This window comes from Paenibacillus sp. FSL R7-0331 (genome assembly GCF_000758645.1).
Classification (GTDB): Bacteria; Bacillota; Bacilli; order Paenibacillales; family Paenibacillaceae; genus Paenibacillus_AQ; species Paenibacillus_AQ camerounensis.
Genome location: NZ_CP009284.1, coordinates 1,728,412 through 1,754,479 on the forward strand (window position 1 = coordinate 1,728,412; position 26,068 = coordinate 1,754,479).

Genomic DNA, 26,068 nt, shown 5'->3' on the forward strand with positions numbered 1-26,068 from the left:
ATTCAAGATGTCCATTCTATATGACGAGCAGAACCGGAGTTTTCATTTATCGACTTCAGACACGAGCTACATTATTCAAATCCTTAGGGACGGTTATTTGGCGCACCGTTACTGGGGGAAACGAATTCATGAATTTCGGGATTCTAATAGGCTCATTCACGTTCACAGGCCGCTGTCTCCCAATCCCGATCCACAGGACCGGTCATTCTCATTAGACGAGCTGCCTCAGGAATATCCCGGATTCGGCAGGAGCGACCTGCGTACACCGGCATATCAGATCGAACAAGTGAACGGTTCTACCACCAGTGATCTTCGATATGTTACCCATCAGATCATTAAGGGAAAGCCTGCGCTTGAGCAATTGCCTGCTGTTTATATTGAAGAAAATGACGAGGCAGAGACACTCGAGATCACTTTAAAGGATGAGTTACTGGACTTCTACGTTATTCTTTCTTACACGGTTCTGGTTCAATGGAATGTAATTACGAGATCCGTCAGATTTATCAATAAGTGCGCAGAGAGGGTACGTCTGCTGCGTGCCGCGAGCATGAACATCGACTTTAGTGATGCCGAGTTCGATCTGCTTCATTTATCGGGAGCGTGGGCTAAAGAACGTTCTATGATTAGAAGACCGCTGTTTCAGGGCAATCAATCTGTCGACAGCCGCCGGGGAGCGAGCAGCCCCCATCATAACCCGTTCATTGCATTGATGCGAAAGGGTGCCGATGAGTCGCTGGGTGACGTCTATGGCTTTAATCTGGTATACAGCGGAAATTTTCTGGCCAATGTGGAAGTAGACCCATACGATACGGCCAGAGTGTCCATTGGAATAAATCCCTTCGACTTCGCCTGGCTGTTGGAACCGGGTGAAAGCTTCCAAACTCCCGAGGCGGTCATGGTATTCTCGTCCACGGGACTTGGGGGAATGTCGCGTACGTATCACAGATTGTACCGTTCGCGCTTATGCCGGGGTCAGTACCGGGACCGGGTCCGGCCGATTCTGATTAATAACTGGGAAGCGACCTATTTTGATTTCACTGCGGAGAAATTGGTACAGATTGCTGCCAAAGGCAAAGAACTCGGTATGGAATTGTTCGTACTGGATGACGGCTGGTTTGGAAAGCGGAACGATGACTCTAGCTCGCTTGGGGATTGGTTTGTTAATCGGGAGAAGCTGCCAAATGGCCTTGAGGACTTGGTGTCGCGTATTAATGACCAAGGCATGCAGTTCGGACTGTGGTTCGAGCCCGAGATGGTATCGGTAGACAGCGAGCTCTACAGAGCTCACCCGGATTGGTGCATCCATGTAGAAGGTCGCTCACGCACGACAAGCCGAAGCCAGCTTATCCTGGATCTGTCACGTCCCGAGCTATGCAGCGAATTGGTACAGCAAATTTCCGGCATTCTGCAGAGCGCCCCGATTACCTATGTGAAATGGGATATGAACCGCCATATGACCGAGGTAGGTTCAGCAGGGTTGCCTGCAGAACGTCAGCGCGAAACTGCCCACCGCTACATTTTAGGGCTATATAGAATCCTTGAACAACTTACCACGGCATTTCCGGATGTTTTGTTTGAAAGTTGTTCCAGCGGCGGCGGACGCTTTGATCCGGGGATGTTGTATTACATGCCGCAAACCTGGACCAGCGACAACTCGGATGCCATCAGCAGGCTTAAGATTCAGTACGGAACGAGCATTGTGTATCCCGTCAGCTCAATCGGGGCGCATGTTTCGGATGTGCCTAACCATCAGGTCGGACGTATCACACCGCTGGAAACAAGGGGGCATGTGGCTTTAACCGGTGTGTTCGGATACGAATTGGATCTGACCACATTTAATGAATCCGAGCAGAGCCTGGTAAAAGAGCAGGTTCAATTCTATAAAGAGGCAAGGGAACTAGTCATGAAAGGAGATTTATACCGGCTTCTGAATCCGTTTGAAGGGAATGAAGCCGCCTGGATGGTGGTATCCCAGGACCGCACCGAGGCGCTCTTGTTCTATTGCCGTGTTCTGGCAGAGCCAAATCCGGGATTCCGTAGCTTGCGTTTACAGGGATTAGATGAAAATGCTAAGTATACGATTGATGATGGTGAAATGACTTATGGCGGTGACGAGCTGATGTATGCAGGCATACGTGTGCCGTTTGATCTTCATGGTGATTTTAAAAGCAGGGTCTGGAGGCTCCAGAAGAGTAGCGAAAGATAGGTGTAGGAGGGTGGCAGTGAACTAGCTACTGCCCTCTTTAAAGTGCGCCCGGCAGGGGTGATAACTATGTGAAATGGTATTCAGTAAGGCTGACTCGCTACATTGGCTTGCCGATACAATCGATTTTGTTTATAGTAAAATTGAAATTAGTATCGGAAAATGGAGTTGAATTCACATGGTAACAATTTCTGACATTGCCCGTTTGTCGGGGGTGGCTAAAAGTACGGTTTCCCGTTATTTAAATGGAGGTTCGGTAGGCGGTGATACCCGTATTAAGATTGAAAAGATCATACGTGAAAATGGATATATACCTAATTCCTTTGCACAAAGCTTAAAGACTAAACGTCCGAACATTATCGGAACAGTTGTTCCAAGATTGGATTCTTACGCTTCTTCCCGAACGTTGATGGGCATTGATGAACAACTTCTCGCTCTGGATTACGAAATGATGATTCTCAACAGCGACCGTAATCCTGAGCGGGAAGTAGCGAATTTATACAGTCTTGCTAGACAAAAGGTTGCGGGAATTATATTGCTTGCTACCGAAATTAGCGAGGAACATATAACGGCTTTCCAGAAATTACAGGTTCCAATTCTTCTGGTAGGTCAGCAGTACCCAGGCATCTATAGTCTCATTCATGACGACGAGCAGTCGGCGTATGATCTTTGCCAGCTTATGCTGAAGAAGAGGCATCGGCATATTGCCTTTCTTGGTGTAACAGAAAAGGACAAGGCAGTCGGTATAGGCCGGAAGAAAGGTTTTATTAAAGCGACAAGTGAATACAAGGACGTAAAAGCGACCTGTTATGAAACCGGATTTGGAATTGAGGAAGCTCAAATCAAAGCGGAAGAGATTATCCGGCAGGATAAACCGACTGCGTGGATGTGTGCAACAGATAATATTGCGTTAGGGGTACTAAAAGCTGCACACAATTTAGGACTTAGCGTCCCCGATGATTTTTCAATTACGGGATTTGGAGATTATGAAATAGCGGGAATAATGCACCCCGGGCTGACAACCGTGAACTTTTTTTATCAGGAAACAGGTAGAACGGCTGCTTCCAGTATGTTTAAGCTGGTTAACGGCCAGCTGGTCGAGAAAGTCATGCATTCCCAGTATAAAATTATTGAGCGTGAAAGCCTTGACATCCCACTTGGTGTCTGATTATAATCAGATGGAAGGAACCGGTTCCAATAAAATGCCGGTTTTTTTAACAATCATAATGGAACCGGTTCCGTTAACTGAAAATAGATAGCTAATACTTGGGAGTGTTTGTCTTGTAATTAGCTAATTTCTACAAATAACATGGAATCGGTTCCAATACATGCGGAGGGGAAAATATGGATCACAAGCAAGTCGCGGCTGATATTCTAGCTGCCCTTGGAGGCAAGACAAACGTAACAGCAGCGGCGCATTGCGCTACACGTTTGCGGCTCGTTTTAGAAGATGAGGCTCAAATCGATCAAAAAGCGCTTGAGCAAATGGATAGCGTTAAGGGGACCTTTTCAACAGGAGGGCAATATCAAATAATCCTTGGAGCTGGAATTGTAGATACCGTATATGGCGAGTTTGCCAAACTTACAGGGCTTGGAGAAATGTCTACAGGTGATGTGAAAACGGTGGGAGCGACTAAAATGAATCCGCTTCAACGATTTGTGAAGTCACTCTCTGATATCTTTGTTCCGATAATTCCGGCAATTGTTGCCGGGGGACTATTAATGGGGATCAATAACGTTCTGACTGCCAGTAATCTGTTTGGACCTGAGTCGTTGGTCGAGATGTATCCTGGCTTTGCCGATTGGGCAAGTCTTATTAATTTGTTCGCTAACGCTCCATTTGTTTTTCTTCCCATCCTAATCGGTTTCTCAGCCACTCGTAAGTTTGGCGGAAATCCATATTTGGGTGCAGCGCTCGCCATGATTATGGTCCATCCGGATCTGCTCAATGGTTATGGTTACGGCCAAGCCCTTGTCGATGGAACTGTGCCTACCTGGCAATTGTTCGGTTTCTCTGTTGAAAAGGTGGGCTATCAAGGGACGGTTCTTCCAGTGCTGGCCGTATCTTATATATTATCGGTAATCGAAAAAAGTTTTCGTAAGGTCATCCCTTCTTACCTCGATAATCTGTTGACTCCCTTGCTGTCGGTCCTGATTACTGGCCTTTTGACATTTACTGTTGTAGGGCCCGTCCTTCGAGCTGCAGGCAACGGACTTACAGACGGTATTTTCTGGCTCTATAATACAACGGGCTTTGTTGGAGGAGGTATATTTGGATTTTTCTATTCCTTAATTGCTATCACAGGAATGCATCACAGCTTCCTCGCTGTAGATACCCAGCTATTGTCGGACGTGGCTAAAACAGGAGGCTCCTTCTTGCTTCCGATTGCCTCTATGGCCAATATTGCTCAGGGTGCAGCTACCTTAGCCGTCTTTCTTATTACTCGCAACAGCAAAACGAAGAGTATTGCTTCAGCTGCCGGTATATCCGCACTTCTTGGTATTACCGAACCGGCAATGTTTGGGATCAACCTCAAACTCCGTTATCCCTTCATTGCTGCAATGATCGGATCTGGTCTGGCCTCTGCATATATTGTTTACACGCATGTTCTCTCTATTTCGATGGGACCGGCGGCCATACCAGGAATTATCGCGATCCGTCCGCAATCTATTGTTAGTTTTTGTATCGGCATGGGAATCAGCTTTGTGGTTACATTTATAATCACTCTGTTTTGGGGCAAACGGAAGAATACCTCAGCCCCAAGTGAAAACTTAAATGAAGCAGCGGCTTAACAGGCGGTCTTAATAATATTTATAGCAAATTTACAGTTAGGAGGTGGTCTGGAGTGGAGTGGGTAAAAGAAGAGAGATACAGAAGACTGGAAGATACCGATCCGGATGAACTCTCCTGGCTGGCTGCCAAAGTCGCAAGAAGCCCCTGGCGTCAAGGTTATCATATCCAGCCTGAAACAGGGTTGCTGAACGATCCGAATGGATTTGCTTTTTTTCAAGGGGAATATCATTTGTTCTATCAATGGTTTCCCCTTGGTCCTGTACATGGTCTGAAATACTGGTACCATACCAGTTCTCCGGATCTCGTTCGCTGGACGAACCGGGGAGTGGCGCTTAAACCGGATCAAGACTTTGACAGTCATGGGGTATACTCAGGAAGTGCAATCGAATTTAATGGTTGCTTGTACCTTATGTATACCGGTAACACACGTGATAAAAGTTGGGAGCGCCTGCCTTATCAGTGTATGGCACAAATGGAGAAAGACGGACAGATACACAAGTTTCACTCTCCTGTTATAAGCGGGACCCCCTCCGGGTATACCGAACATTACCGTGACCCCAAGGTATGGCAGCAGGGGGAGTGTTTCTATGCTGTAATCGGTGCACAGCGCTCTAACCTCACTGGCTGTGCTGTGCTGTACCGCTCAAATGATCTTTATAAATGGGAAAAGGTTGACGAGCTCAATACCGGTTTACCGGATTTCGGTTATATGTGGGAATGCCCGGACTATTTCGAACTCAATGGTCAGGGGGTTCTTTGTTTCTGCCCACAGGGAGTAGATCTGAAAGAGCCTGGAAACATATATTCTTCGGGTTATATTATCGGAACACCGCTTGATGTTGAGACAGGGGATCTTCAGCATGAGGATTTTCGCCTGCTAGATCGTGGTTTTGATTTTTATGCTCCCCAGACAACTTTAACGCCTGATGGAAGACGAATATTAGTCGGCTGGATGGGACTACCCGAAACCAAGTATCCTACCGACGATTATGGGTGGGCCCACTGCCTGACACTGCCGCGTGAATTGCGTGTAGAGGGTGGAAGTTTATATCAGGTTCCTGTTCGTGAGCTTCAGACAATTAGAGGACAGCGAAGTTTAGCGGACGGGATGATTTCAAGCGGTTCGCTTAATCTGACTGACTTTGCCGGTTCCCGTTACGAACTGATAATAGAATTTAATAATATTGACGCTACCGGATTTGGTATTGCACTGAGGACAGGAGAAAAAGAAAGAACAGTCCTGTTATGCAACACAAAGGAGTCTAAGCTAATGCTGGACAGAACGCTCTCCGGTCGACCGATTGCAGAAGAGTTTGGGACGATTCGAACCTGTAATGTGAATCCTTCGACTGTCAAGCTGCAAATATTTATGGATACATCGTCTATAGAAGTTTTTGTGGATGACGGACGCGAGGTCTTTACCGCTCGAATATTCCCCCATGAGGAAAGTAAGGGAGTATGCCTTTTCGCCAAGGGCGGCAATGTGCTGTATCGTGCGAAAAAGTGGAACATTGAAGTAGAGGGTAGCAAACTGAATGTTATTTAGGAGCTGGAGGTTGAGGGAAGATGGCATGGTTTAAGAAGAAGGAAAAGCTGGAAATGATTGAAGTTGGGGTTCCGATTGCCGGCACTGTCGTTGAACTTTCAGAAGTGCCCGATCCGGCATTCGCAGGCGGATTTATGGGCAAAGGGGCCGCTATTAAGCCGCAGGATGGTAAAGTCTTCTCACCATTTGACGGAACTGCAGCACATGTATTTGACCGCAGTAATCATGCTTTGCTTCTGGAGCATTCCAGTGGTATTCAACTACTGATTCATGTTGGTATTAATACAGTGTCGTTGAAAGGAAGGGGGTTTACTCCTCGCGTTAAGACCGGTGATAAAATCAAAAAGGGACAACTGCTTTTAGAGTTTGATATTTCTGAAATTGAGCATGCCGGTCTATCGGTGATTACACCGGTATTGATCCCGGATGATCAGGAATCCGTGAAATCTGTGGAGTTGATAGATGGGGCTGGAGTGACAGACGGTGTCCCGTTACTACGCGTTCACTTGCATTAATAGAAAGCAGGGCTTGGAATCATGAGATTTCAAGCCCTGCTTTCTATGTTCTTTCTAAGCTTCAGTATAATTACTTATTCTGCGACTCTGCTAAACCGCCAGAATAGGCTGATATAATCTCCTTTAATTCTTGGGAGCGTCAATCCGGCGTACATCAACTCATCACCACCGTACACCTGGCCCGTTTCGTAATGTCGATACACATAATCTGGATTTAAGCCTTTGCACTTTAGAACAGGTACCCTTTCACCAGGCTGACTAAGCACTCGGAAGAAGGCAAGCACAGCCTCATTTTGGTCGGCAGAAACAAAAGCCCAGGCTGTTTCATTCCCTTCAAACGGGCTTAAAATCCGATAAAACTCCCCAAACTGAATGAGAGGGCGAATTTCTTTATATAGTGCAATTTGATGTTTGACCGTTAATTTTTCCTCTGGAGACAATTTGGTAAGATCAAGCTCGTAGCCAAAGTTTCCCGACATCGCGACGTGCCCCCGGGTATCAAGAGGAGTAACACGGTTAACTTGATGATTAGGAACACTAGAAACATGAGCCCCCATAGACACAGCCGGATAAACCATACTATTACCATACTGGATTTTTAGTCTGCTTATTGCATCTGTATTGTCGCTTGCCCATGTTTGGGGCATGTAGTACAGCATGCCGGCATCATACCGTCCCCCTCCGCTTGAACAGCTCTCGAACAGTACATCCGGGAAAGCGGAAGTGAGCTCATCCATTACTTTGTACAGACCAAGGATATAACGGTGCCCTGTTTCGCGCTGACGTTCCGCCGGAAGAAGGGCAGAGCCGATCTCGGTCAAATGACGGTTCATATCCCATTTAACATAGGTAATCGGTGCAGAAGACAAAATATCGGATATGGCCCCAACAATATAGTCACATACATCACAGCGCGATAGATCAAGTACAAGCTGATTCCGTCCCACGGTTCGAGGACGATCGGCCATATGAAGGCACCATTCGGGATGACGCCGGTAGAGATCGCTATCAGGTGAGACCATCTCCGGTTCAAACCAAAGACCGAACTGCATACCCATCCCGGTTATCCGTCGGGCAAGGTTGTCCAGCCCCTCGGGAAGCTTGCGCTGATCAACAGTCCAGTCCCCTAAAGAACTTAAATCATTATCCCGCTTGCCGAACCAACCGTCATCCAAAACAAAGAGCTCCATACCAAGTTCCTTTCCTTCACGGGCAATCGCTTCGATTGTGTCAGCGTTAAAATCAAAGTAGGTGGCTTCCCAATTATTAATTAGAACGGGCCGTTCGGCATCTCGAAATTTGCCGCGGCATAGCCGTGTGCGATATAGCCTATTAAAGACACGGGACATTCCGCCCAGTCCCTGTGCAGAGTAAACCATAACAGTTTCTGGAGTTTGGAAGCTCTCACCGGGAGTAAGCTGCCAGGAGAAGCCAAAAGGGTTGATGCCTATAGACACTCGGGTCGTCCGGTACTGTTGAACCTCTGCTTGGGCGATGAAGTTTCCGCTGTAAACGAGGTTCAGAGCAAACACCTCACCGTTATCTTCATCAGTACCGGGACGAAGTAATGCCAGAAAGGGATTCTGCTGAGGACTGCTGGCACCTCGCCGGCTTTCTGCACTCTGGATGCCAGGCATTAGGGGCCTACGCGCTATATTCCGTTCATTGGTATGCGCTCCGTAGAAGGTTAGCATGTCATACTGATCATCCCTGAAATCAATACTTGCGCTGAGGGCACGTGTCAGGAGCAAATTTTCTGAGCCGGTATGGTCGAAGCGAACGGAACGCACGATGGCATCGTGTTCATTAAATACTGTATAAATTAAGGTTGCACGTAGACCCGTTAGAGTATCCTGAAGTTCAATTTCTAGTGTATCCGCTTCGCTCTCCTGCTCGATGTAAGTAGTAGGAAGACCTGGTAGCTTTGGCTTACCTGCATAAATCCGATATGCTCGATAACGGAGGTCGCAGATTTCAGATCCGTTAGGCTGGCTCACTTGAAAGGCAGGTACGCCGAAATCTCCATTTCCGTACCCAGGATATTCTTGAGGAAGGTTGTCTAATGAGAACTTTCTGTCTGCAGGATCGGGATTAGGAGAAAAACCGCGGTCAATAAAATCAAAGGGGATAGAATTTCGATAGACAGCGATTCGTCTTCCCCAGTATATATGTCCAACATAGCCGTCACGGATAATTTGAATACAGTAACTAGAACCAGGTGTCTGGAGGTGAAAAACCTGACTTCCCTCATCATAATGAATGCCCATAAGTGAAATAATGCTCCTTTTGTTGGTATAATTCAGCATGAGATACGCCAATTGATTTTAAATAAAATTGCTTTCTATACTAGCGTAAAGGTGCGGAAGCACTGAAACAAGAGTAATTTCATAGAAAGGTAGGGTGAAATATTGCGGTGAATCATAGTGAGGAAAGCAGGGGGCCCAAACAAACGTCTGTATCTTTTCACTTTATTACACCAATGCCTTATATATTATTAAAGGGTGTTGGATATGAGTTAATTACCTCGCATGACTACATCTGGGATGGGAGGAACCGTACCGGTGACCATTGTGTGCTTCAATTTACATTAAATGGTTGTGGTGAGATCGAAACGGGCGGGAAAAGATATTCTCTTAAACCTGGAGATGCTTTTTTAGCGGATATACCGGGTGATCATATTTATCGTCTCCCTTCTGATTCTACCAAGTGGGAGGTGCTCTATTTCGAATTGTCACACTTAGCCCTACATCTTTTGCATGAATGGATTGATATTAACGGCTATATTTTTCGGATCGAACAGGGATCACAACTGGAGCGTCTGTTGTGGGGGACTTACCGGGAAGCGATTGAGGATAGTTATTATGATATGTACCAGTGTTCACGGGCTGCTTATTCATTGGCCATGGCACTTGCTAGTCATCTGGTCGCGCTTGCCAGTAGTATCCCATTACCTCGGTTTGTGGAACGGTGTAAGGCCTTTATTGAGGGCAATCTGCATCAGAGCATTGGTCTCCAAGACATGGCAGAGTTTTCCGGTTGTTCGAAATACCATCTTACCCGTGAGTTTGAGAGTAGGCTTGGAATCTCTCCCGGTCGCTATCTAACCCGTATGAGGTTGGAGAGAGCCGCTACTCTTTTACTTGAGCCTGTAAATCTAACACTGGAGCAGGTGGCGGAGCAATCCGGGTTCTCTAATGCAAACTACTTTGGTAAAGTATTTCGGAAATATACAGGAATGGCTCCAGGCGAATTCCGAAAAGAGGGTGATTTGTATCAAATTCGGCGGGTAATCCGGAGCGGTCAATAAAAGCAGGGTCTTAAAAAGAGTAACAAGCTGCCGACGATTTCAGCAGCTTGTTTTGTGGTACCCAGCATGGGTGTCATCTCTAGGGTGAAACTCCCGAACGGGGGCTGCTTTTACTTCGAACCCCAAATCGACTTGTTGTTGGTACCGATCAAGGAGAAGGTCATCACTTCATTGTGGCTGGACAATTCATTGCGCTGCTTAAAGAATACGCCTTTATATGTTATGCCATCAATGACCATCGTGCAGTAGTAGGTTCCTGACGTATTGGACCATGTACCTGTTGCTGAACCGCTGATGGTTCCATTGCTGTTCAGGGTCACACTCTGGGTGGTCAGCATACCCACATTGGCCGTAGAAGCATCCAGTCCCATATTGATGAATTGATAGGTCCCCGCCATTTCACTGGCACTGTACCCGGTGGAGGCAATACTGCTGCCCAGAAATTCATACACCGCAGTAACCGGCCATTTGTCCTGATTCATAAATTGCTGATGCACACGAACCTCATGCGCCTCGGTGCCGTTATTGAATCGGGTGTGGTATACCAGATATCTTCTGCCATCCGTATCGATTAGAGCAGAATTGTGGCCGCCCGATTTATACCCCTGATTAATTCCTGCCAAGTTATAATTCCCGAACAGCTTGATGCCGTAACCCGACTGATCCGCGGAAGCGGAGGGATAGACGGCCGGGTTGCCGGCGGCATCGGTGTAGGTTCCGTCGATGGTGGTGGAGCGGTACAGCCGGATGTGGTACCCGCCGGCATTGGCCAGACCGCCATACGTGACGTAAAGGTAGTAATAGCCTGATGAGGAATCATACACGATGTAAGGAGCTTCGCCTGTTTTACCGTAGCCTCCGGCAATCCGCTTGCCAAAATAACGGTCAACATTGCCATTGTCAGAGCCCGGGTGGTACGGCTTGCCGGTGGCCGGGTTAATCTGCAGAATATAAATGCCTCCGGACCAGGAGCCGTAGCTCATCCACAGCTTGCCGTTGCTGTCATACACCAGCGCCGGATCTATGGCATTCGGAAAAAGGGTGTTGTTGAATCCGCCGTTGCTGTTAAACCAGCCGCTTCGGGTTCCGGCTAACGTACCGTTGTCGATCAGCTCGGGGATATTGGTGTACTTGTGCCACGTATCCACCGTCTTGCTACCTAACGAAGAGGTTGTTGTAATCGGATTGATGCCGCTGGTGAAGCCGGAATAGACAATGGTATCGATATATTCATAAGGTCCGGTGACCGACTTGGACACACTGTAGGCGATAGCTGAACGGATGTATGTCGAGGAGGTGCAATAGTAGAGCATGTAAGCTCCCGTTGATCCGTCTGCCCACACGTATGAAGAATTATATACCGGTCCCGGCGCCCATACGGATTGTCCGCCAGAACTATCCTGATCATTATACCCAGCCCAGGCAAAAGGCACCGCGAGCGCAGAGTTCAATGCTGCACCGGCGCTTCTGGCGGAATTGCCGGTTCCTCCTGCCTTCACCAGCTCCCATTTCTGCATATCGCCGCCCCAGTAATTCCATTGCTGGATGTTCGCGCCATTCGCTGTGCTGCCGTCCGCCACATCCATTGCGGCAGTGTAGTTGGATGCCTTGGTTAGGAACGCCACCGTTCCGTCGGCATTTTGCTGGATTTTGAACAGCTGCATAGTACCGCCCCAGTAATTCCACTGATCAATGATGGCCCCGTCCGCGGAGGAACCTTCGAAGATATCAATACCGCTTTTATAAGCGGAATTCCCTGTAAGGATGTAATAATCCCCGCTTCCGTAGTACATAATCCTGAACTTCTGCGCATCCGAGCCAGTATACGACCATTGCTGAATATTCGTGCCGTCAGCCGCCGAGCCGTTGAGTACGTCCAGATATAATCCGCTGTTCTTATTTTTGATATAATAATAGCCTTCAAAAGTGGAAGGAGCGTACAGGCTGGTGTTCGAGTAGCCCTGTGTCCCGAGGTTGGACCAGTTCCGCAGATCGGTACTTGATGCCTGTGCCAGGTGTGACCCAAATATATAATATTTGTTCGTAGAAGCATCATAGGAAATCGAAGGATCATGCACAGATACTCTTGTGTTGTTAGAGGTAGTGGATGAACCCGCCGTCCCGAAAACATTGCCGCTGCCAATGATCATTGCTAATAAAATGCATACAATAGCTAGAATAACAATTTTATTGCTCCTCATTTTGTGGATTAGCTGCATATTGATCAAATCTCCTTTTGGTTGCTTTTAAATGAACCGCTTACATTATGTTAGATGAATGTAGGTTTTCATTTACTCTGCTAGCTCTCTTATCCCTCCCTCAACTGATTAATACTTCGCAGTATGGAAATCCTCCCTTGGTTTTTAAGCTAATTTTAGTCCGAACGCGGTGTCTAAGTAAGGCTTATTTTGTCGTCAAATATAAAATAATTTAAAAAGGTTTAGATATATATTGATATAAAAAGATATAGAGAACTCAAAAAGTGGAAAATCATAATTATCTGGTTTGATGAAGTTCATTAGCTGCTATTTCGTCGCTTTGAATGGAACTCATTAGTATTTGGTAATATTATCCATCCAACTAAAGTGATAGAAATCCAATCGTTGTTATCTCGTCTTTGCCTATACGCCGTTCTATAATAACTTTACGAGGAGGATGTTTATGTACTCAAAACTTCACAAGTATCGTTGGCAGTATCTCATGATTTTACCGGGCGTAGTGTTATTGTTTCTTTTTAATTACATTCCTATGGCTGGTATCCAGGTTGCTTTTCGTGACTTCCGGATTGGCGGCTCAATATGGAATAGCCCATGGGTTGGCTTTAGTAATTTTGAGTTCTTGCAGGATCCGCAGTTTTTGACCATTGTAGAAAATACACTTTTTATTTCTGTTCTGAAATTTATTTTTGGTTTTCCGGCTCCGATCTTACTCGCTCTTCTCATTAATGAAATTAGAAGTTCAAGATTCAAACGGTTTGTGCAATCCGTCAGTTATTTACCCCATTTCTTCTCTTGGATTGTAGTCGCTTACATTCTTCATTCGTTTTTATCGCTGGATGATGGACTCGTCAACCAGTTCATTACGTGGACCGGAGGAGAGCCGGTCTTCTTCCTAGGGTCGGATGAATGGTTTAGACCTATGGTTATCGTAAGCGGTCTATGGAAAGAGACGGGGTGGAACACCATTCTCTTTTTAGCCGCGATTACTACGATTGATCCTCAGCTCTACGAGGCGGCGAAGGTAGAGGGGGCAGGCAGACTGGCGCAAATTCGGCACATCACGCTGCCGGGCATGATACCGACCATTACAATTATTTTGATTTTGAGCATACCCGGATTAATTACAATAGGAATGGATCAGATTTATCCGTTGATGAATTCCGCAAATATGGGAGTCGCGGATGTGTTGGATACTTATGTATTGCGAAGCGGCCTGCAACAAGGGTACTTTGGAATGGCGACAGCCGTCGGCCTGCTATCTTCGGTGATTAGTTTGATACTGGTTATCTCATCGAATCAATTTTCGCGAAAAATAAATGGCGAAGGGTTGTGGTGAAGATGAGATTATCCAAGTCTGAAAAAATCGGCCAAATCATCATTGTAGTTATACTAGCCGTATTGTGTGTCTCCATTATTTATCCGTTTCTCTATATGATGGCCATATCGCTTAACGAAGGAGCGGATGCGGCCAAAGGGGGCGTATATTTGTTCCCGCGCTCTTTTACGCTAATTAATTACGAAATCGTACTTGGCAACGAGGTCATCCGCAATTCGTATATGATTACCATCGCTCGAACAGTCATCGGTACGATATCCGGTCTCGGTATAACATTGTTAGTTGCCTTCGGTTTGTCTTATAAAGGACTTCCATTGAGGCGGACCATTATGACTTACATTTTAATTACGATGTTGTTTAACGGGGGGCTGGTCCCCTTCTATATTCAATTGAACAATTTGGGGCTGGTGAACACATTTTGGGTCTATATTTTACCAGGTATGTTCTCGGTCTGGAATATGTTCGTTATGCTCAAATTTATTCAGGGTATACCTGAAGCACTCATTGAATCGGCAGAGCTGGACGGCGCCGGTCCCCTAAGAACCCTGTTGCAAATCATCATTCCTCTCTCAAAGCCGATGCTTGCTGCTCTTGGTTTGTTTACGGCTGTAGGTCACTGGAATGATTGGTTCTCTGGCGCTTTTTACGTAACCGACCAATCGCTCATCCCGGTGCAGACCTTCTTGCAGCAGTTACTATCCGCCTCTGATTTGTCCGCCATCTTTGGCTCGAACACCAATCAAGAAGCAATAGCAAGAAACTCCATGATGCAGAGCACGACGCTTATGTCCATCAAGATGGCTGTCGTCATGGTCAGTGCACTTCCGATTCTATGTGTCTATCCTTTTCTGCAGAAGTATTTCGTAAAAGGCGTACTCATTGGTTCTGTCAAAGGATAATTCATGAACCTAAGTTTTGGGCAACAAATAAATAACAATATGAGAATTATAGGGAGGGTCATTCCATGGTCGTTATCAAAAGGAACCGACATTTGATTGCTTTAGTGATGGCAGTACTGCTCGTCACTCTCGTCGGCTGTTCAAGCACAGGAAAGGAGAAAAATAGTTCTGGAATTCCTGAAAGCGCAACCAATTCTGGGACGTCAACGTCTGATAGTGGATCGTCCAAGTTCGATCTTTGGCTGGGTTGGGCGGCAACAATCAATAACGACAGTCTGGTTCAACAATATTGGAGGGATAAAGAACCAGGGGTCGAAGTGAAGTTGGAAGCAACCCAAGGGGATGCGATGACGGCGCTCAATTTGAAACTGAATGCCGGCGGTTTTAAAGACGCAGCCATTTTCAGTCACAATGATACGGTGGTAGCCGCAATGACCCGGTCTGGAATGGTTATGCCTCTTGAACAATATTTCGATATGCCTGACAAATATCCGGGATTGGCTTCCATCCCCAAAGTGTACATTGACCGGTTGAAAGACAAGGATGGTCATATTTGGTCCATTCCTACCTGGTTCGACCAAAATCCCGATAACCCATGGCCAGGTTGGTCTTCAAACGCATGGGTGGTTCGGACGGATGTTGTTGAAAAGGCAGGAATGACCCTAGAGGACTTAAGCACAATCGAAGGTGTGGAGGAGTTTCTTCGCGAAGCAGCCAAGATCAAGGATGATTCGGGCAAACCCTTACTCCCGCTTTCGTTCCTGATGGATCAGAATGATAATTTAGGTTATAGCGATGAGAATGCTGTACTTAATGCCTTTGGCGTGTCTACAGGCGGAGCCGGTATTGAGAAAAAAGGTGAAGAATTTATATTCGCCTATGACAACCCCAATTATAAGAAAGCCTATCAATGGATGAATAAGCTGTACCGGGAAAAGTTAATCGATCCCGAAGTTGTCACAAGCAAGAAAGAACAATACCAGGAGAGAAACCAATCCGGACGCGTAGCAATGAATGTCGGATCGTTCTTTAATATTCCGTCTTCTGCTTGGGAGGCTCTAGATGGACCTACGGCTCCCGGGTGGTATTATCAGGTTATTCCGATCCCAAAGGTTCCAGAGGTGGATCAGGTCGGCATCAATCAAGTCGTGAATCCTTATCCGGGTTATGATGTCTTTGTCAATAAAGATACCAAGAATCTGGATGCCGTCTTAAAATTCTTTGATTATACCTTGCAACCGAATCCCGAGCAGCAGCATGTTGTTAATGAAGGACCATCGGGACTGTATTGGGACTGGGTTGACCAACCACTCGGCAAATGGAATTTCACCGATCCGGAATACGACAAGGCTCGTAACTCGGGGGACGTGGCCTTAAAATCCAAAGTTACGCCTGAATTGTACATGACGGCTTCCTTTAGTAATGAATGGTACCCGTGGTGGAATGTCGGCAATCATCCGCATGTGGGTTATACGAAGACAACCGAGTTTACGGAAGCTGTCGGCAAAATGGGTGCAGTGCGCTCCGTGCACTCTTATGACTTAGTGAAGATGAAGACAGGCGGAGTTTGGGAGAAAACTGCACCAACTGTTGAGAATCTTCGTAAAGAGTACCGGGCAAAGTTATTGATGGCACAGGACGATAAAGCTTTCGAGAAGATTTGGAATGAGTTCCGCGGGGCGCTTGAAAAGCGAGGGCAGTGGAACGAAATGAAAGCAGAATGGCATGAAACCTATCAGGCTGAAGTTAAAGTGAATGGAGAGTTTTAGTATAATGAAGGAGCATTCTTGAATAAGGGGTGCTCCCCTTTGTTGTTGCTAAGGCCCGGGGAGTCAGAAATGGGGGGTCCTGTTGAGTCTGCCGCGACGAGTTGAAAATTTCGTTATCAGAATGACCCAATCGATGAATATTAGAAAAAAGGTCATCATTTTATACGCATTCATCGTATTTATTCCGACTGCATTACTCGCAGTAGGGGCAGGTTACGTTGTTCTTCACCTAGTTCGTGAGAATTATTTGATTACGATACAAGAAGCCGTCCGCCAAAATGCCCAAAGCATCGCATTCAAAAAGCAAAGTTACGATTTAATCGTCACCCGTGCCGCCACGGATGGGGAGCTGATTTCTAGACTTTCCCGTGAATACAAAGATATATACGAGCAACTGGACACCGTGCTGTACGTGGACCGGTCTTTTCAATATACAAATCAGTATTTACCGGGAATTAAGTCGTTTCGTATTTACCATTCGAACGGCACGCTCGTTCAGGACGGGGGGTTCCTTTGGAGACCGGAAAACCGGATGATATCCGGTGAAAGTGAAGAAGTATGGTTTGATCGAACAATTGAGACTCCGGGCGCGCTAAAATGGTCCAATGTCATTGATAACGAGCGCGAGTTGGTGGTCTCTCATAAGATTTCAAACCATAACGGCGGGTATTACGGAATTATTTATATGCGACTGGATTATAACGAGGTCTTTAAGGAATTCATCCATCGCCCATTCGATGGAGCCGGCGATTTGTATATCGTGGATGAAAAAGAAAACATCATCGCTTCTTCGAATCAAGAACAAATCGGGACCCGGTTGGACGAATCTTCGATACAGTCTTACTGGAATGATTTATTTGAAATGAACGCCGTAATGAACGGCAAGCTGTTTGTGACCAGCAAGCTGGATTCCGGTTGGACCGTCGCCGCGCTGGTACATTTGGACCGAATGGAAGAACAATCTCGGCTCATTTTTATCTCTGTTGGAGCAGGTATCGTTTTCTTCTTACTGTTATCGATTTTCTTGCTGCATGCCTTTTTAAACAACTTCGTGTGGCGGATCCACAAACTGGGGAAACGAATGAATGATATTTCTCGTGGTGATTTCGAAGTAAGTGTAAAAAACAGGGTGCAAGACGAGCTTGGCGAGCTGGAAGTGCTGTTCAATCATATGACAGGACGCTTAGGAAAGCTTGTCGAAGAGAATGCGCAGGCCGGGATGAAGGAGAAAGAACAGTCGTTCAAAGCATTACAGGCCCAAATCAATCCGCATTTTATCTATAACTCCTTAGGGTTGCTACGCTGGCGCGCGCTGGATCTGCATGATGACAAGCAGATTAGAATCATTGATGCGTTAACGACCTTCTATCGAATGGCTCTGAATAATCGGGAAAACGTGACCGCAATTCGCGACGAACTAGAGCATGTAAAGGCCTATCTTGAAATTCAACAATTGCGCTACCCGGATCGGGTTTCGGTGGAGTGGGACATAGATTCTGAGGTTTTGGACTTGTATTCGATCAAACTTTTGCTTCAGCCGATTGTGGAAAATTGCTATTTACATAGCGGAATTACGCAGGTTATCCATGCACAGATCCGTATTGCCATTATTCGATTGGATGGAGAAGTCCGCTTTGAAATATTTGATAACGGTAAAGGCTTGCGTCCAGAGATATTGGAACTGGTTCGTATGGAGAAATATGAAGGCACCGGAAACGGGTTTGGGCTTAACAATATAAGAGAACGGCTGCGTTTGTATTTTGGTTTGCAAGGACACTTTGCTATAGACAGCATCGAAAACGAGTGGACATGTATCTCTATTCGTATTCCTGTCTGCACGACTAAGCCCCAAATTATGAGAGGTGAGGGTTATGATTCAAGCGTTAATCGTGGATGACGAACCGCTGCATATTGAAGGGCTGATAAAGTATATTCGTTGGAACGATATCGGTTATGTGCGGCCACTGACTGCAGAATCGGCTGAAGCAGCCTTGGTGACCTTGGCCGAAAACCTTGTAGACGTTCTGATTACGGATGTATCAATGCCTGGAATGACAGGGATCGAACTGCTTGCTACCATCACGGCAAATTATCCTAGATTATCATCCATGCAGACATTGATAATCAGCGGGTACACAGAGTTCGAGTTCGTCCAGGAAGCGATCAATCTAGGCGCAAAGGGATATGTGTTGAAACCGATCAAGATGGAGGAACTGGAAGCAAAGCTGATTTCATTCCGAACGGTTATCGAAAAAAAACGGATGATCGAAAAGGAAACTACAGCATTGAAAGAGAGAGTCATTGGAAGCATTGACGTACTCCATGATCGATTCGTTAATGAACTGCTAGAAGGAAGAATTCAAAACGGAGAGCAAGCCAACTCATGGAGGCATCTTCTTGATTTACCTCCCGGAGACCGGGAGATTCGATTGTTCCTGTTTACTTACGACAAATTACATGGATTGCCCTTGCAGGATGCTGAGCAGCGAATTCTCCTAAGTGACTCGTTAGTTCGTACCGTTCGAGTGGGAATCTCAGGGTACGGTCAAATTTATATCGGAAGAATAGCTACCGACGAAGTAGCTGTCTTGCAATTGAACGCCTCTCCAGGCGAACGGGCCATGTTGGAAAAGCAGTTCGCTTTCGTGCAGGAAGTCATCCGTGAGCAGCACGACGCTACGATCACGATAGGCGTGAGCAGAGAAGTCATCGGTATAGGGGAGGTTTCAAGACTTTATAAGGAACTGAAACATATGCTCACTCAATTGAAGTCTACCGGAAGTGAGCAAATTCATTATTTCGATCAAATCCAAGCGACCGAATACCGCGAATTTCAGTTACGGGATGAGGAAATTCCGGAAATCGTCCGGCTTCTAGAAGCAGGCGAAGAGGAGCGGGCCGTTGCGCAATTTAATCATGCCTTTGATATGCTGTTGGTGCAAGACGACATTTCGATCACCTATGTAAAGGCCTTTGCTATGGGTTTGATCAGCGAATTGGTGCGAAGGTTTAATCGTTTGAAAGATAATGACAAAACTCACTATCTGATGGTCTGGCATTGTTTGCTTGAATGTGTCCATACGTTGGAAATTCGCGAGGTTGTCTTGGATTACATGACCAGATTCGTACAACTTGAGCGGAAGGAGCTAGCTACGCAGCAGCATCATCTTATTCGCAACGTTGAAGCTTATCTGGAAAAAGGGCTTCATACACAACTGACGGTCAAACAATTGGCTGAACACTTTCAATTGAATGCAAGCTATTTAAGCGTTTTGTTCAAGAAGGAAATGGGAAGAACAATATCCGATTTTATATTGGAGAAGCGTCTGGAAAGAGCGAAGGAATTGCTGAAGGACCCTAATATAAAGGTGTATGAGGTAGCGGAACAGGTAGGGTATCAGACTGCTGCGTACTTTACATATTTGTTTAAGAAAGCTACCGACGTCACCCCGCAGGAATATCGGGATTATTATTATGAGGATTAACGATGATTGTTTGTAATCAACCAAAGAATTGGCGCTTCCGGTTCTCGAATATTTCTGGTTACAATCATCAGGAACGAACGGCGATCGGCGGCATCAACTTTTGCTCCTCGCAATTCTCATTCATCTTCAAAATGTACTATCTTTTCCTTCTGATCTTCATACTAGGAGTCCGGATAGAAAGTTAAAATACAATGGAGTGAAAGAAAATCGAGAGCTAGAAGAGATTGGAGGAAAACAATCAATGAATATAGAGCAATTAAAAGGATTATTCACTAATCCATCTGCTGAATACAGGTCTGTTCCATTCTGGTCCTGGAATGACGATCTGCAGCAGGAAGAACTGGACCGTCAGGTTGAGGGGTTTAAGCAGCAGGGAATGGGCGGCTTTATGATGCATGTAAGGGAAGGGCTGGAAACGCCTTATCTCGGTGAAGAGTTCTTCGAACGCATCCGTGAGACCGTGCAGACTGCGAAGAGAGAAGGGATGTACGCCTGGCTGTATGATGAAGACCGATATTCTTCAGGTATGGGGGGAGGGGCTGTTCCGCAGCTTGGCGGAGATGATGTTCGTGCCAAAGCCCTCACGCTGGAGACGACACTACACTATGCTCCCGACAATAAAATCATTGCTGTATATGAAATAATGGAAAGCAATAATCAGCTTGAAGAATTTGTTGTAGTGGATCATGCTTCTCTTACTGAGGGTGCAGCCCCCCGTGAAGGTTATCACTTTCTTGTATTTAAAAGAGAAATTGCCGCCGCCAGAGAATGGTGCCACGGGGATACGTATACGGACAATCTCAATCCGGAATCAGCACGGCTTTTTCTGCAAAGCACACATGAATTATACAAGAAGGAAATCGGTGAGGAGTTCGGCAAAACCGTCCCGGGAATATTTACGGATGAGCCGACGATTACCGGATTTGGAGAGAGTGCGGGAGACCGGTTGAATTGGATTGGCTGGTCTGATGTGTTTCCGGCTTATTTTCTGGAGAAGAACGGCTACTCCCTCTGGGATATACTGCCGCTGCTGATCTATCCTGGTGAAGGGTTCAATAAAGCCCGGTTTGATTATTGGAGAACAGTCACTGAATTGTTCTGCGAATCCTACACACAGCAAATCAGTACCTGGTGCCGGGAGAATGGCTTGAAATTTACGGGACACTTCCATTCTGAAGCAAGTCTTATTGGGGCAACTAAAACAACTGGAGCCGTTATGCCCCACTACCGCTACCTCGATATTCCCGGAATTGATACTTTGGGTGAACAAACGGATGAGCATCTGACCATCAAGCAAGTGGCGAGTGTTGCCCGGCAGTTTGGGAAGAAGCGGGTCATTACAGAGACGTACGGAGTCACGGGTTGGGATTTCACTTTTGAAGGCCGCAGATGGCTGGGTGACTGGCAGTTTGTGCAGGGAGTCAATTTTTTGACCCATCATCTTGCTCTCTATTCTCTAAAAGGCTGCCGGAAGAGGGATTATCCGCCGTCCTTTAATTACAACATTAATTGGTGGGAGCACAATCATGTGCTCGAAGATTATTACGCCAGACTGTCTGCTGTGTTGAGCCAAGGGGAGGTGGTGCGCGATGTTCTGGTCATCAATCCGGTCTCCTCTGTATGGTCGATGCTGGGCGCAGAGTCAGGATCTAATGAAGAGGAGAACAATCGCGCGCTCCGCAAGTATGAAAAGGATTATACGAAATTTGTGAATCTGCTGCTTGCCTCACATTATGATTATGATCTTGGTGACGAGCTGATTATTCGCGATAGCGGTGCCATCCGTGACGGGAAATTTGCAATTGAGCTTGCTTCCTATTCAGTGGTCGTGTTACCTCCGGTCAATAACATGTTTGGTACAACGGCAGAATTACTGCAGGATTTTCTGCGGGCTGGAGGGAAGGTCATCGCTGCCGGACAATTGCCGGCCCTGGTGGATGGAACACCGTCAGATTTGATGAAGCAGCTGAGGGAGCATGAAGGGTTCATTCAAGCGGATGATCCGGGACAAGTGCCGGTCCTGCTGGAGCATGTCCTTCCCCGGGAAGTCAGTATCCTGAATAACGTACGCCGCGAAGCGGAGTCTTTCCTCTATATGCTGAGAGATGAGGAAGACAGCCGGATTCTGTTTGTAGTCAATAACAGCCGGCATCATGGCGCGGAGGTTGAATTGTCTCTGCGGGGCAGCGGGCGTCTGGAGGTCTGGGACCTGTTATCCGGGACAATACAGGAAGTGGCAACGGTTGTGAAGAACGGAAATACCTGCTTCCAGGATTCCTTCGGACCGGCCGACTCCCGGTTGTATGTACTCCATACGGTTTCACAAGAACGAACGGCACCTGAAAGCAAGCGGCAGCATAACGGGCAGCAGCAGATCATTACCGCCCTTGGCCCGGTGAGCAAATTTAGCCGTTCAGCGCCCAATGTGTTGACTCTCGATCAGTGCAGCTACTCCATTAATGGCAGCGCATCCTCGGAAACAATGGAGGTATGGCTGGCACAGAAGCAAATTCGGGACACTTTGGGGATGCGTCAGGTGTTCAGCAACGGCGGCTTACAGCGTCATATGTGGATACACAACCCTCATGTGAATGATGGTGCAGCGGTGTCCTTCGAGTTTAACTTTGAGGTTGCCGATGTGCCAGGTAATGATGTCTTCTTAGCCATAGAACAGGGGCAACGCTTTGCAGTCACGTTAAACGGAACTCCGGTTGATCCATCTGTAGACGGGTGGTTTCTCGACCGCAGCATCAACAAGGTTCTTTTGCCAAGGATGAAATCCGGTCTTAATACATTAACAATCAGTTGTTCCTACATGAACGATATGGAGGTGGAAGACTGCTATCTCATCGGGGATTTCGGGGTTTCACCGGATCGGCGGATTGTACAGGAGAAGGAGACGCTCCGCTTTGGTGACTGGTGCCTCCAAGGATATTTACATTACTGCGGAAGCATAACCTATCATTTGGAATATGATCATCTCATCCAGACTGAGAAGAATGAATCCATTATCCTGGAACTTGGAGATTATAAGGCAGTCACTGTGAATGTGCGGGTTAACGGGCAGCATGCAGGGTATATTCCCTGGCGGGCAGCCAAACGTCTCGACATCAGTAAGCTGATTGTAAGCGGAATAAACACTATAGACATCGAGGTCGTGGGTAGTCCGCGTAATATGCTGGGGCCTCTGCATCAGGCAGGGACTGATTATAACTGGAAAGAATGGTGGGATTACCGCCGTACAGGCCAGGAATACACACCAGACTATGTGCTTACTCCATATGGCTTATTGGGACAAGTGCATATCTATCGACAATCCAATTAGAGAAGGTGATTACAACCTATGTTACAACCATACGCGCCGGCTATTAAAAATTACTATTCGGCAATTGGGATTGACACTCCCAAACCCATCTTTGTCTGGAAGTTAAGCAGTCCGCTTCGGAATCAGAAGCAAACACATTACCGGATTACAGTAGCAGAAAATGCCGAATCGCTTGAAGAAGAAAACAACCTGCTGTGGGACAGCGGGAAGGTGGCTTCCGATGAGCAGCTGGGTGTTATGTACAAGGGTTCACCGCTGGAGAGCACTTCCAGGTATTGCTGGAGGGTAGCCATTTGGGATTCATCCGGCCAAAGCTTATGGAGTGAAGTCCAATATTTTATTACCGGATATCTAAATAGTGAGCATTGGAGTGCCAAGTGGATAGGTGACGGAAGCGATGCGCCCTTCTATGCCCGTTATGAATTTGATCTGAACAAGAAGGTCAAGCAGGCATTTGCCTTGGTATCGGGACTTGGACAATTTAAGTTCTATATGAATGGCAGGCAAGTGGGTGACCATGAAATGGATCCGGGATGGACTAATTATCATAAGTCCGTACAGTATGTAGGTTTCGATATAACGGATCATCTGCAATCAGGAAAAAATGCGGTCGGACTCCATGTCGGGAACGGATTCTTCGCTGGAGCCAGCGGCGGACGACACTTTTATACGATGGATAAAGGATATGAGCCTTACGGAGACCAGCTTGTGGCTATCGGGGAATGGCATATCGAATTTGAGGATGGAAGCCGGATCATTCTCCGTACGGGAGAGGAAGGCTGGAAAGTACATGAGAGTGCAACTACGCTAGCCAATGTGTACGGGTCTGAAAATTTCGACGCCCGGCTGTATCCGGATGGATATCACGTTCCGGGATTCGACGACAGCGGGTGGAAGCCGGCTCAGCTTCTGAAGCCGCCTGCGGGTAACCTGGTTCAGCAGAACCAGCCGCCAGTCAAGGTTAAGCAGGTCTATGATACGCTGTCTGTTGCCGAACCGCTGCCGGGAGTGTATGTGTTTGACCTGGGGCAGAATATGGCGGGGATGTTCGAGATCTATGCCAGCGGACCTGCGGGCAGTAAGGTGATCATTAAACCCGGTGAACTGATGAGAGAGGACGGAACCATTGCCACTCCATGGGACATCGTAACCTATTCTGAATTTATCCTGGCAGGAACAGGGGAAGTAGAGGTATGGAAACCGGATTTCTCGTATTACGGTGCGAGATGGGTGCAAATTGAAGGCTGTACACGTGATGAAGCGGATACGGGCAGGCCAATGATCCATGATGTAAAAGGTCATTTTATTACTTCGGCATCCCAAGATACAGGCACTTTAAGTACGGATGATGTAAGAATTGATAAACTAGCGGATATCATCACCAAAGCCATCGAGAGTAATCTGCAAAGTGTGCATACGGATTGTCCGACCATTGAGAAGCTTGGCTGGCTGGAAGCATCGGCTTTAATGGGGCCTTCGATCGTGTACGTCAAACAGGCAGAAGAGCTGTTCCTGAAAATAGTCCGGGATATGATGGAAGCACAAACGGAGGAGGGGCTGATTCCTGATATTGCTCCCGAGTATTCTCTCTTCCCGGATGGATTCCGTGATTCCATCGCATGGGGCATTGCCCTTCTGATGGTACCTGATCTATTGCTCGAAAGGTATAACAACTTTACAGCTATTGAGGTTGCCTACCCTGCAATGAAGCGGTATATGGATTACCTGAAATCCAAAGAGATTCATGATGGGCTAATCGGCCACGGGTTAGGGGACTGGGGAATCCAACCGCAAACAGGCGGCGATTATATAGAAAATGTGGAGACAGCCTTTTATTATGAAGGCTATCGTCTAATGGCCAAATTCGCCGGCATACTTGGTTTTACGGATGAGCTTGAGGATTACTCCGCGGAAGCAGAAAGAATTAAATTGAATTATAACAAGCAGCTGCTACATTCGTTGCCGGAGAACAGCCCGCGCTATGCTTATTGTAAGCTGGGAGGCCAATTCGATCCGGCCAATCAGGTCGTGCAGGCGATTCCGTTAGCCTTCAACCTTGTCCCGGAGGAACAGCTTCACAATGTAGAACACGCATTGCTGCAAGCAGTAGCTTCCCGGCAGTTTCATTCCGGTGAAATCGGGCTGCGTTACTTATTTCTCGCACTTTCCCGATTGAACCGTAATGATATCGTTTTGGACATGATGATGCAGCCGGAGCATCCAAGCTATATCAGATTCGTAGAGCGCGGAGAAACATCGCTGCCTGAATTCTGGACGGACGAAGCCCGTTCCCGCAATCACGATATGATGGGCCATATCCTGGAGTGGTTGTATAAGGAATTGCTGGGCATCTCCTCTGCTTCCGGGGCGTATAAAGAGATTCTTATTGCTCCGTTCCGAAGCGGACGCGTGAAGCGGGTGAAGGGAGTGCATCATTCCATCCGCGGAGAAATTGGAGTGGAGTTTAGCCATTCCGCAGAGGAGATTATTCTCAATGTTCAGATTCCGGCAAACACGACTGCAACTTTACAGATTCCACTGCTGCATGGTGAGTCTCAGCTATATGAAAGGGGTACGCGGGTTCTATATGAACCGTTCAATCAAGGTGCGCAGATCTATGCCCGGTTAAAGATAGGCTCTGGCAGCTACTCCTATGTAAACAGAGTTTAA

Annotated in this window: 15 protein-coding genes; 13 read left to right on the forward strand and 2 right to left on the reverse strand. The window is 46.8% G+C overall.

Annotated features, from left to right (window positions below):
* Nucleotides 1–7: 7 nt before the first annotated feature.
* The 5 genes from R70331_RS07240 (at nucleotide 8) to R70331_RS07260 (ending at nucleotide 7,058) form a co-directional block, all read left to right on the forward strand.
* Nucleotides 8–2,206 carry an alpha-galactosidase gene (locus R70331_RS07240; RefSeq protein WP_042174109.1) on the forward strand — a complete coding sequence of 733 codons (2,199 nt, stop codon included), beginning with the start codon at nucleotides 8–10 and terminating at the stop codon, nucleotides 2,204–2,206.
* 175 nt (nucleotides 2,207–2,381) lie between these two features.
* Nucleotides 2,382–3,371, forward strand: coding sequence for a LacI family DNA-binding transcriptional regulator (locus R70331_RS07245; RefSeq protein WP_042174112.1), 990 nt, complete (start codon nucleotides 2,382–2,384; stop codon nucleotides 3,369–3,371).
* A 176-nt stretch (nucleotides 3,372–3,547) separates the two neighbouring features.
* Entirely contained in the window at nucleotides 3,548–4,996 is a 1,449-nt protein-coding gene (locus tag R70331_RS07250) for a sucrose-specific PTS transporter subunit IIBC (protein ID WP_042174113.1), read from the forward strand.
* A 53-nt stretch (nucleotides 4,997–5,049) separates the two neighbouring features.
* Nucleotides 5,050–6,543, forward strand: coding sequence for a glycoside hydrolase family 32 protein (locus R70331_RS07255; protein ID WP_042174115.1), 1,494 nt, complete (start codon nucleotides 5,050–5,052; stop codon nucleotides 6,541–6,543).
* 20 nt (nucleotides 6,544–6,563) lie between these two features.
* On the forward strand, nucleotides 6,564–7,058 hold the full coding sequence (locus R70331_RS07260) for a PTS sugar transporter subunit IIA (RefSeq protein WP_042174117.1): 495 nt from the start codon (nucleotides 6,564–6,566) through the stop codon (nucleotides 7,056–7,058).
* 74 nt (nucleotides 7,059–7,132) lie between these two features.
* Here R70331_RS07260 and R70331_RS07265 read toward each other — a convergent pair whose 3' ends face one another.
* The gene (locus R70331_RS07265) at nucleotides 7,133–9,325 is read right to left on the reverse strand and encodes an alpha-galactosidase (protein WP_042174121.1); all 2,193 of its coding nucleotides are present in this window, start codon (nucleotides 9,323–9,325) and stop codon (nucleotides 7,133–7,135) included.
* A gap of 146 nt (nucleotides 9,326–9,471) precedes the next feature.
* On the opposite strand from R70331_RS07265, the gene R70331_RS07270 reads away from it, so the two are divergent.
* Nucleotides 9,472–10,365: a helix-turn-helix domain-containing protein gene (locus R70331_RS07270; protein ID WP_042174123.1), complete on the forward strand. Its 894-nt coding sequence runs from the start codon at nucleotides 9,472–9,474 to the stop codon at nucleotides 10,363–10,365.
* Nucleotides 10,366–10,475: 110 nt separating this feature from the next.
* Here the strand turns inward: R70331_RS07270 and R70331_RS07275 are convergent, their stop codons facing one another.
* Nucleotides 10,476–12,584 carry an RICIN domain-containing protein gene (locus R70331_RS07275; RefSeq protein ID WP_042174126.1) on the reverse strand — a complete coding sequence of 703 codons (2,109 nt, stop codon included), beginning with the start codon at nucleotides 12,582–12,584 and terminating at the stop codon, nucleotides 10,476–10,478.
* Nucleotides 12,585–13,026: 442 nt separating this feature from the next.
* On the opposite strand from R70331_RS07275, the gene R70331_RS07280 reads away from it, so the two are divergent.
* From R70331_RS07280 to R70331_RS07315, 7 genes are all read left to right on the forward strand, one after another.
* Nucleotides 13,027–13,920 (forward strand): ABC transporter permease, encoded by an 894-nt coding sequence (locus R70331_RS07280; RefSeq protein ID WP_042174129.1) that lies wholly within the window; start codon nucleotides 13,027–13,029, stop codon nucleotides 13,918–13,920.
* A 2-nt stretch (nucleotides 13,921–13,922) separates the two neighbouring features.
* Nucleotides 13,923–14,819, forward strand: coding sequence for a carbohydrate ABC transporter permease (locus R70331_RS07285; RefSeq protein ID WP_042174131.1), 897 nt, complete (start codon nucleotides 13,923–13,925; stop codon nucleotides 14,817–14,819).
* Between the two features lie 65 nt (nucleotides 14,820–14,884).
* Nucleotides 14,885–16,588, forward strand: a complete 1,704-nt coding sequence (locus R70331_RS07290) for an extracellular solute-binding protein (RefSeq protein WP_042174133.1) — start codon at nucleotides 14,885–14,887, stop codon at nucleotides 16,586–16,588.
* A 133-nt stretch (nucleotides 16,589–16,721) separates the two neighbouring features.
* Complete coding sequence (locus R70331_RS07295; RefSeq protein WP_231576422.1) at nucleotides 16,722–18,485, forward strand: cache domain-containing sensor histidine kinase; 1,764 nt, start codon at nucleotides 16,722–16,724, stop codon at nucleotides 18,483–18,485.
* The gene (locus R70331_RS07300; protein ID WP_042174134.1) at nucleotides 18,460–20,073 is read left to right on the forward strand and encodes a response regulator; all 1,614 of its coding nucleotides are present in this window, start codon (nucleotides 18,460–18,462) and stop codon (nucleotides 20,071–20,073) included. The genes R70331_RS07295 and R70331_RS07300 overlap by 26 nt, the downstream gene beginning before the upstream one ends.
* 241 nt (nucleotides 20,074–20,314) lie before the next feature.
* Nucleotides 20,315–23,398: a glycosyl hydrolase gene (locus tag R70331_RS07310; RefSeq protein ID WP_042174138.1), complete on the forward strand. Its 3,084-nt coding sequence runs from the start codon at nucleotides 20,315–20,317 to the stop codon at nucleotides 23,396–23,398.
* Between the two features lie 18 nt (nucleotides 23,399–23,416).
* Nucleotides 23,417–26,068 carry a family 78 glycoside hydrolase catalytic domain gene (locus R70331_RS07315; RefSeq protein ID WP_042174140.1) on the forward strand — a complete coding sequence of 884 codons (2,652 nt, stop codon included), beginning with the start codon at nucleotides 23,417–23,419 and terminating at the stop codon, nucleotides 26,066–26,068.

Coding starts and splice junctions, on each gene's coding strand:
- R70331_RS07240 (WP_042174109.1), top strand. CDS start 8: ATGTCCATTCTATATGACGAGCAGAACCGGAGTTTTCATTTATCGACT.
- R70331_RS07245 (WP_042174112.1), top strand. CDS start 2,382: ATGGTAACAATTTCTGACATTGCCCGTTTGTCGGGGGTGGCTAAAAGT.
- R70331_RS07250 (WP_042174113.1), top strand. CDS start 3,548: ATGGATCACAAGCAAGTCGCGGCTGATATTCTAGCTGCCCTTGGAGGC.
- R70331_RS07260 (WP_042174117.1), top strand. CDS start 6,564: ATGGCATGGTTTAAGAAGAAGGAAAAGCTGGAAATGATTGAAGTTGGG.
- R70331_RS07265 (WP_042174121.1), bottom strand. CDS start 9,325: ATGGGCATTCATTATGATGAGGGAAGTCAGGTTTTTCACCTCCAGACA.
- R70331_RS07275 (WP_042174126.1), bottom strand. CDS start 12,584: ATGCAGCTAATCCACAAAATGAGGAGCAATAAAATTGTTATTCTAGCT.
- R70331_RS07280 (WP_042174129.1), top strand. CDS start 13,027: ATGTACTCAAAACTTCACAAGTATCGTTGGCAGTATCTCATGATTTTA.
- R70331_RS07285 (WP_042174131.1), top strand. CDS start 13,923: ATGAGATTATCCAAGTCTGAAAAAATCGGCCAAATCATCATTGTAGTT.
- R70331_RS07290 (WP_042174133.1), top strand. CDS start 14,885: ATGGTCGTTATCAAAAGGAACCGACATTTGATTGCTTTAGTGATGGCA.
- R70331_RS07295 (WP_231576422.1), top strand. CDS start 16,722: ATGAATATTAGAAAAAAGGTCATCATTTTATACGCATTCATCGTATTT.
- R70331_RS07300 (WP_042174134.1), top strand. CDS start 18,460: ATGATTCAAGCGTTAATCGTGGATGACGAACCGCTGCATATTGAAGGG.
- R70331_RS07310 (WP_042174138.1), top strand. CDS start 20,315: ATGAATATAGAGCAATTAAAAGGATTATTCACTAATCCATCTGCTGAA.
- R70331_RS07315 (WP_042174140.1), top strand. CDS start 23,417: ATGTTACAACCATACGCGCCGGCTATTAAAAATTACTATTCGGCAATT.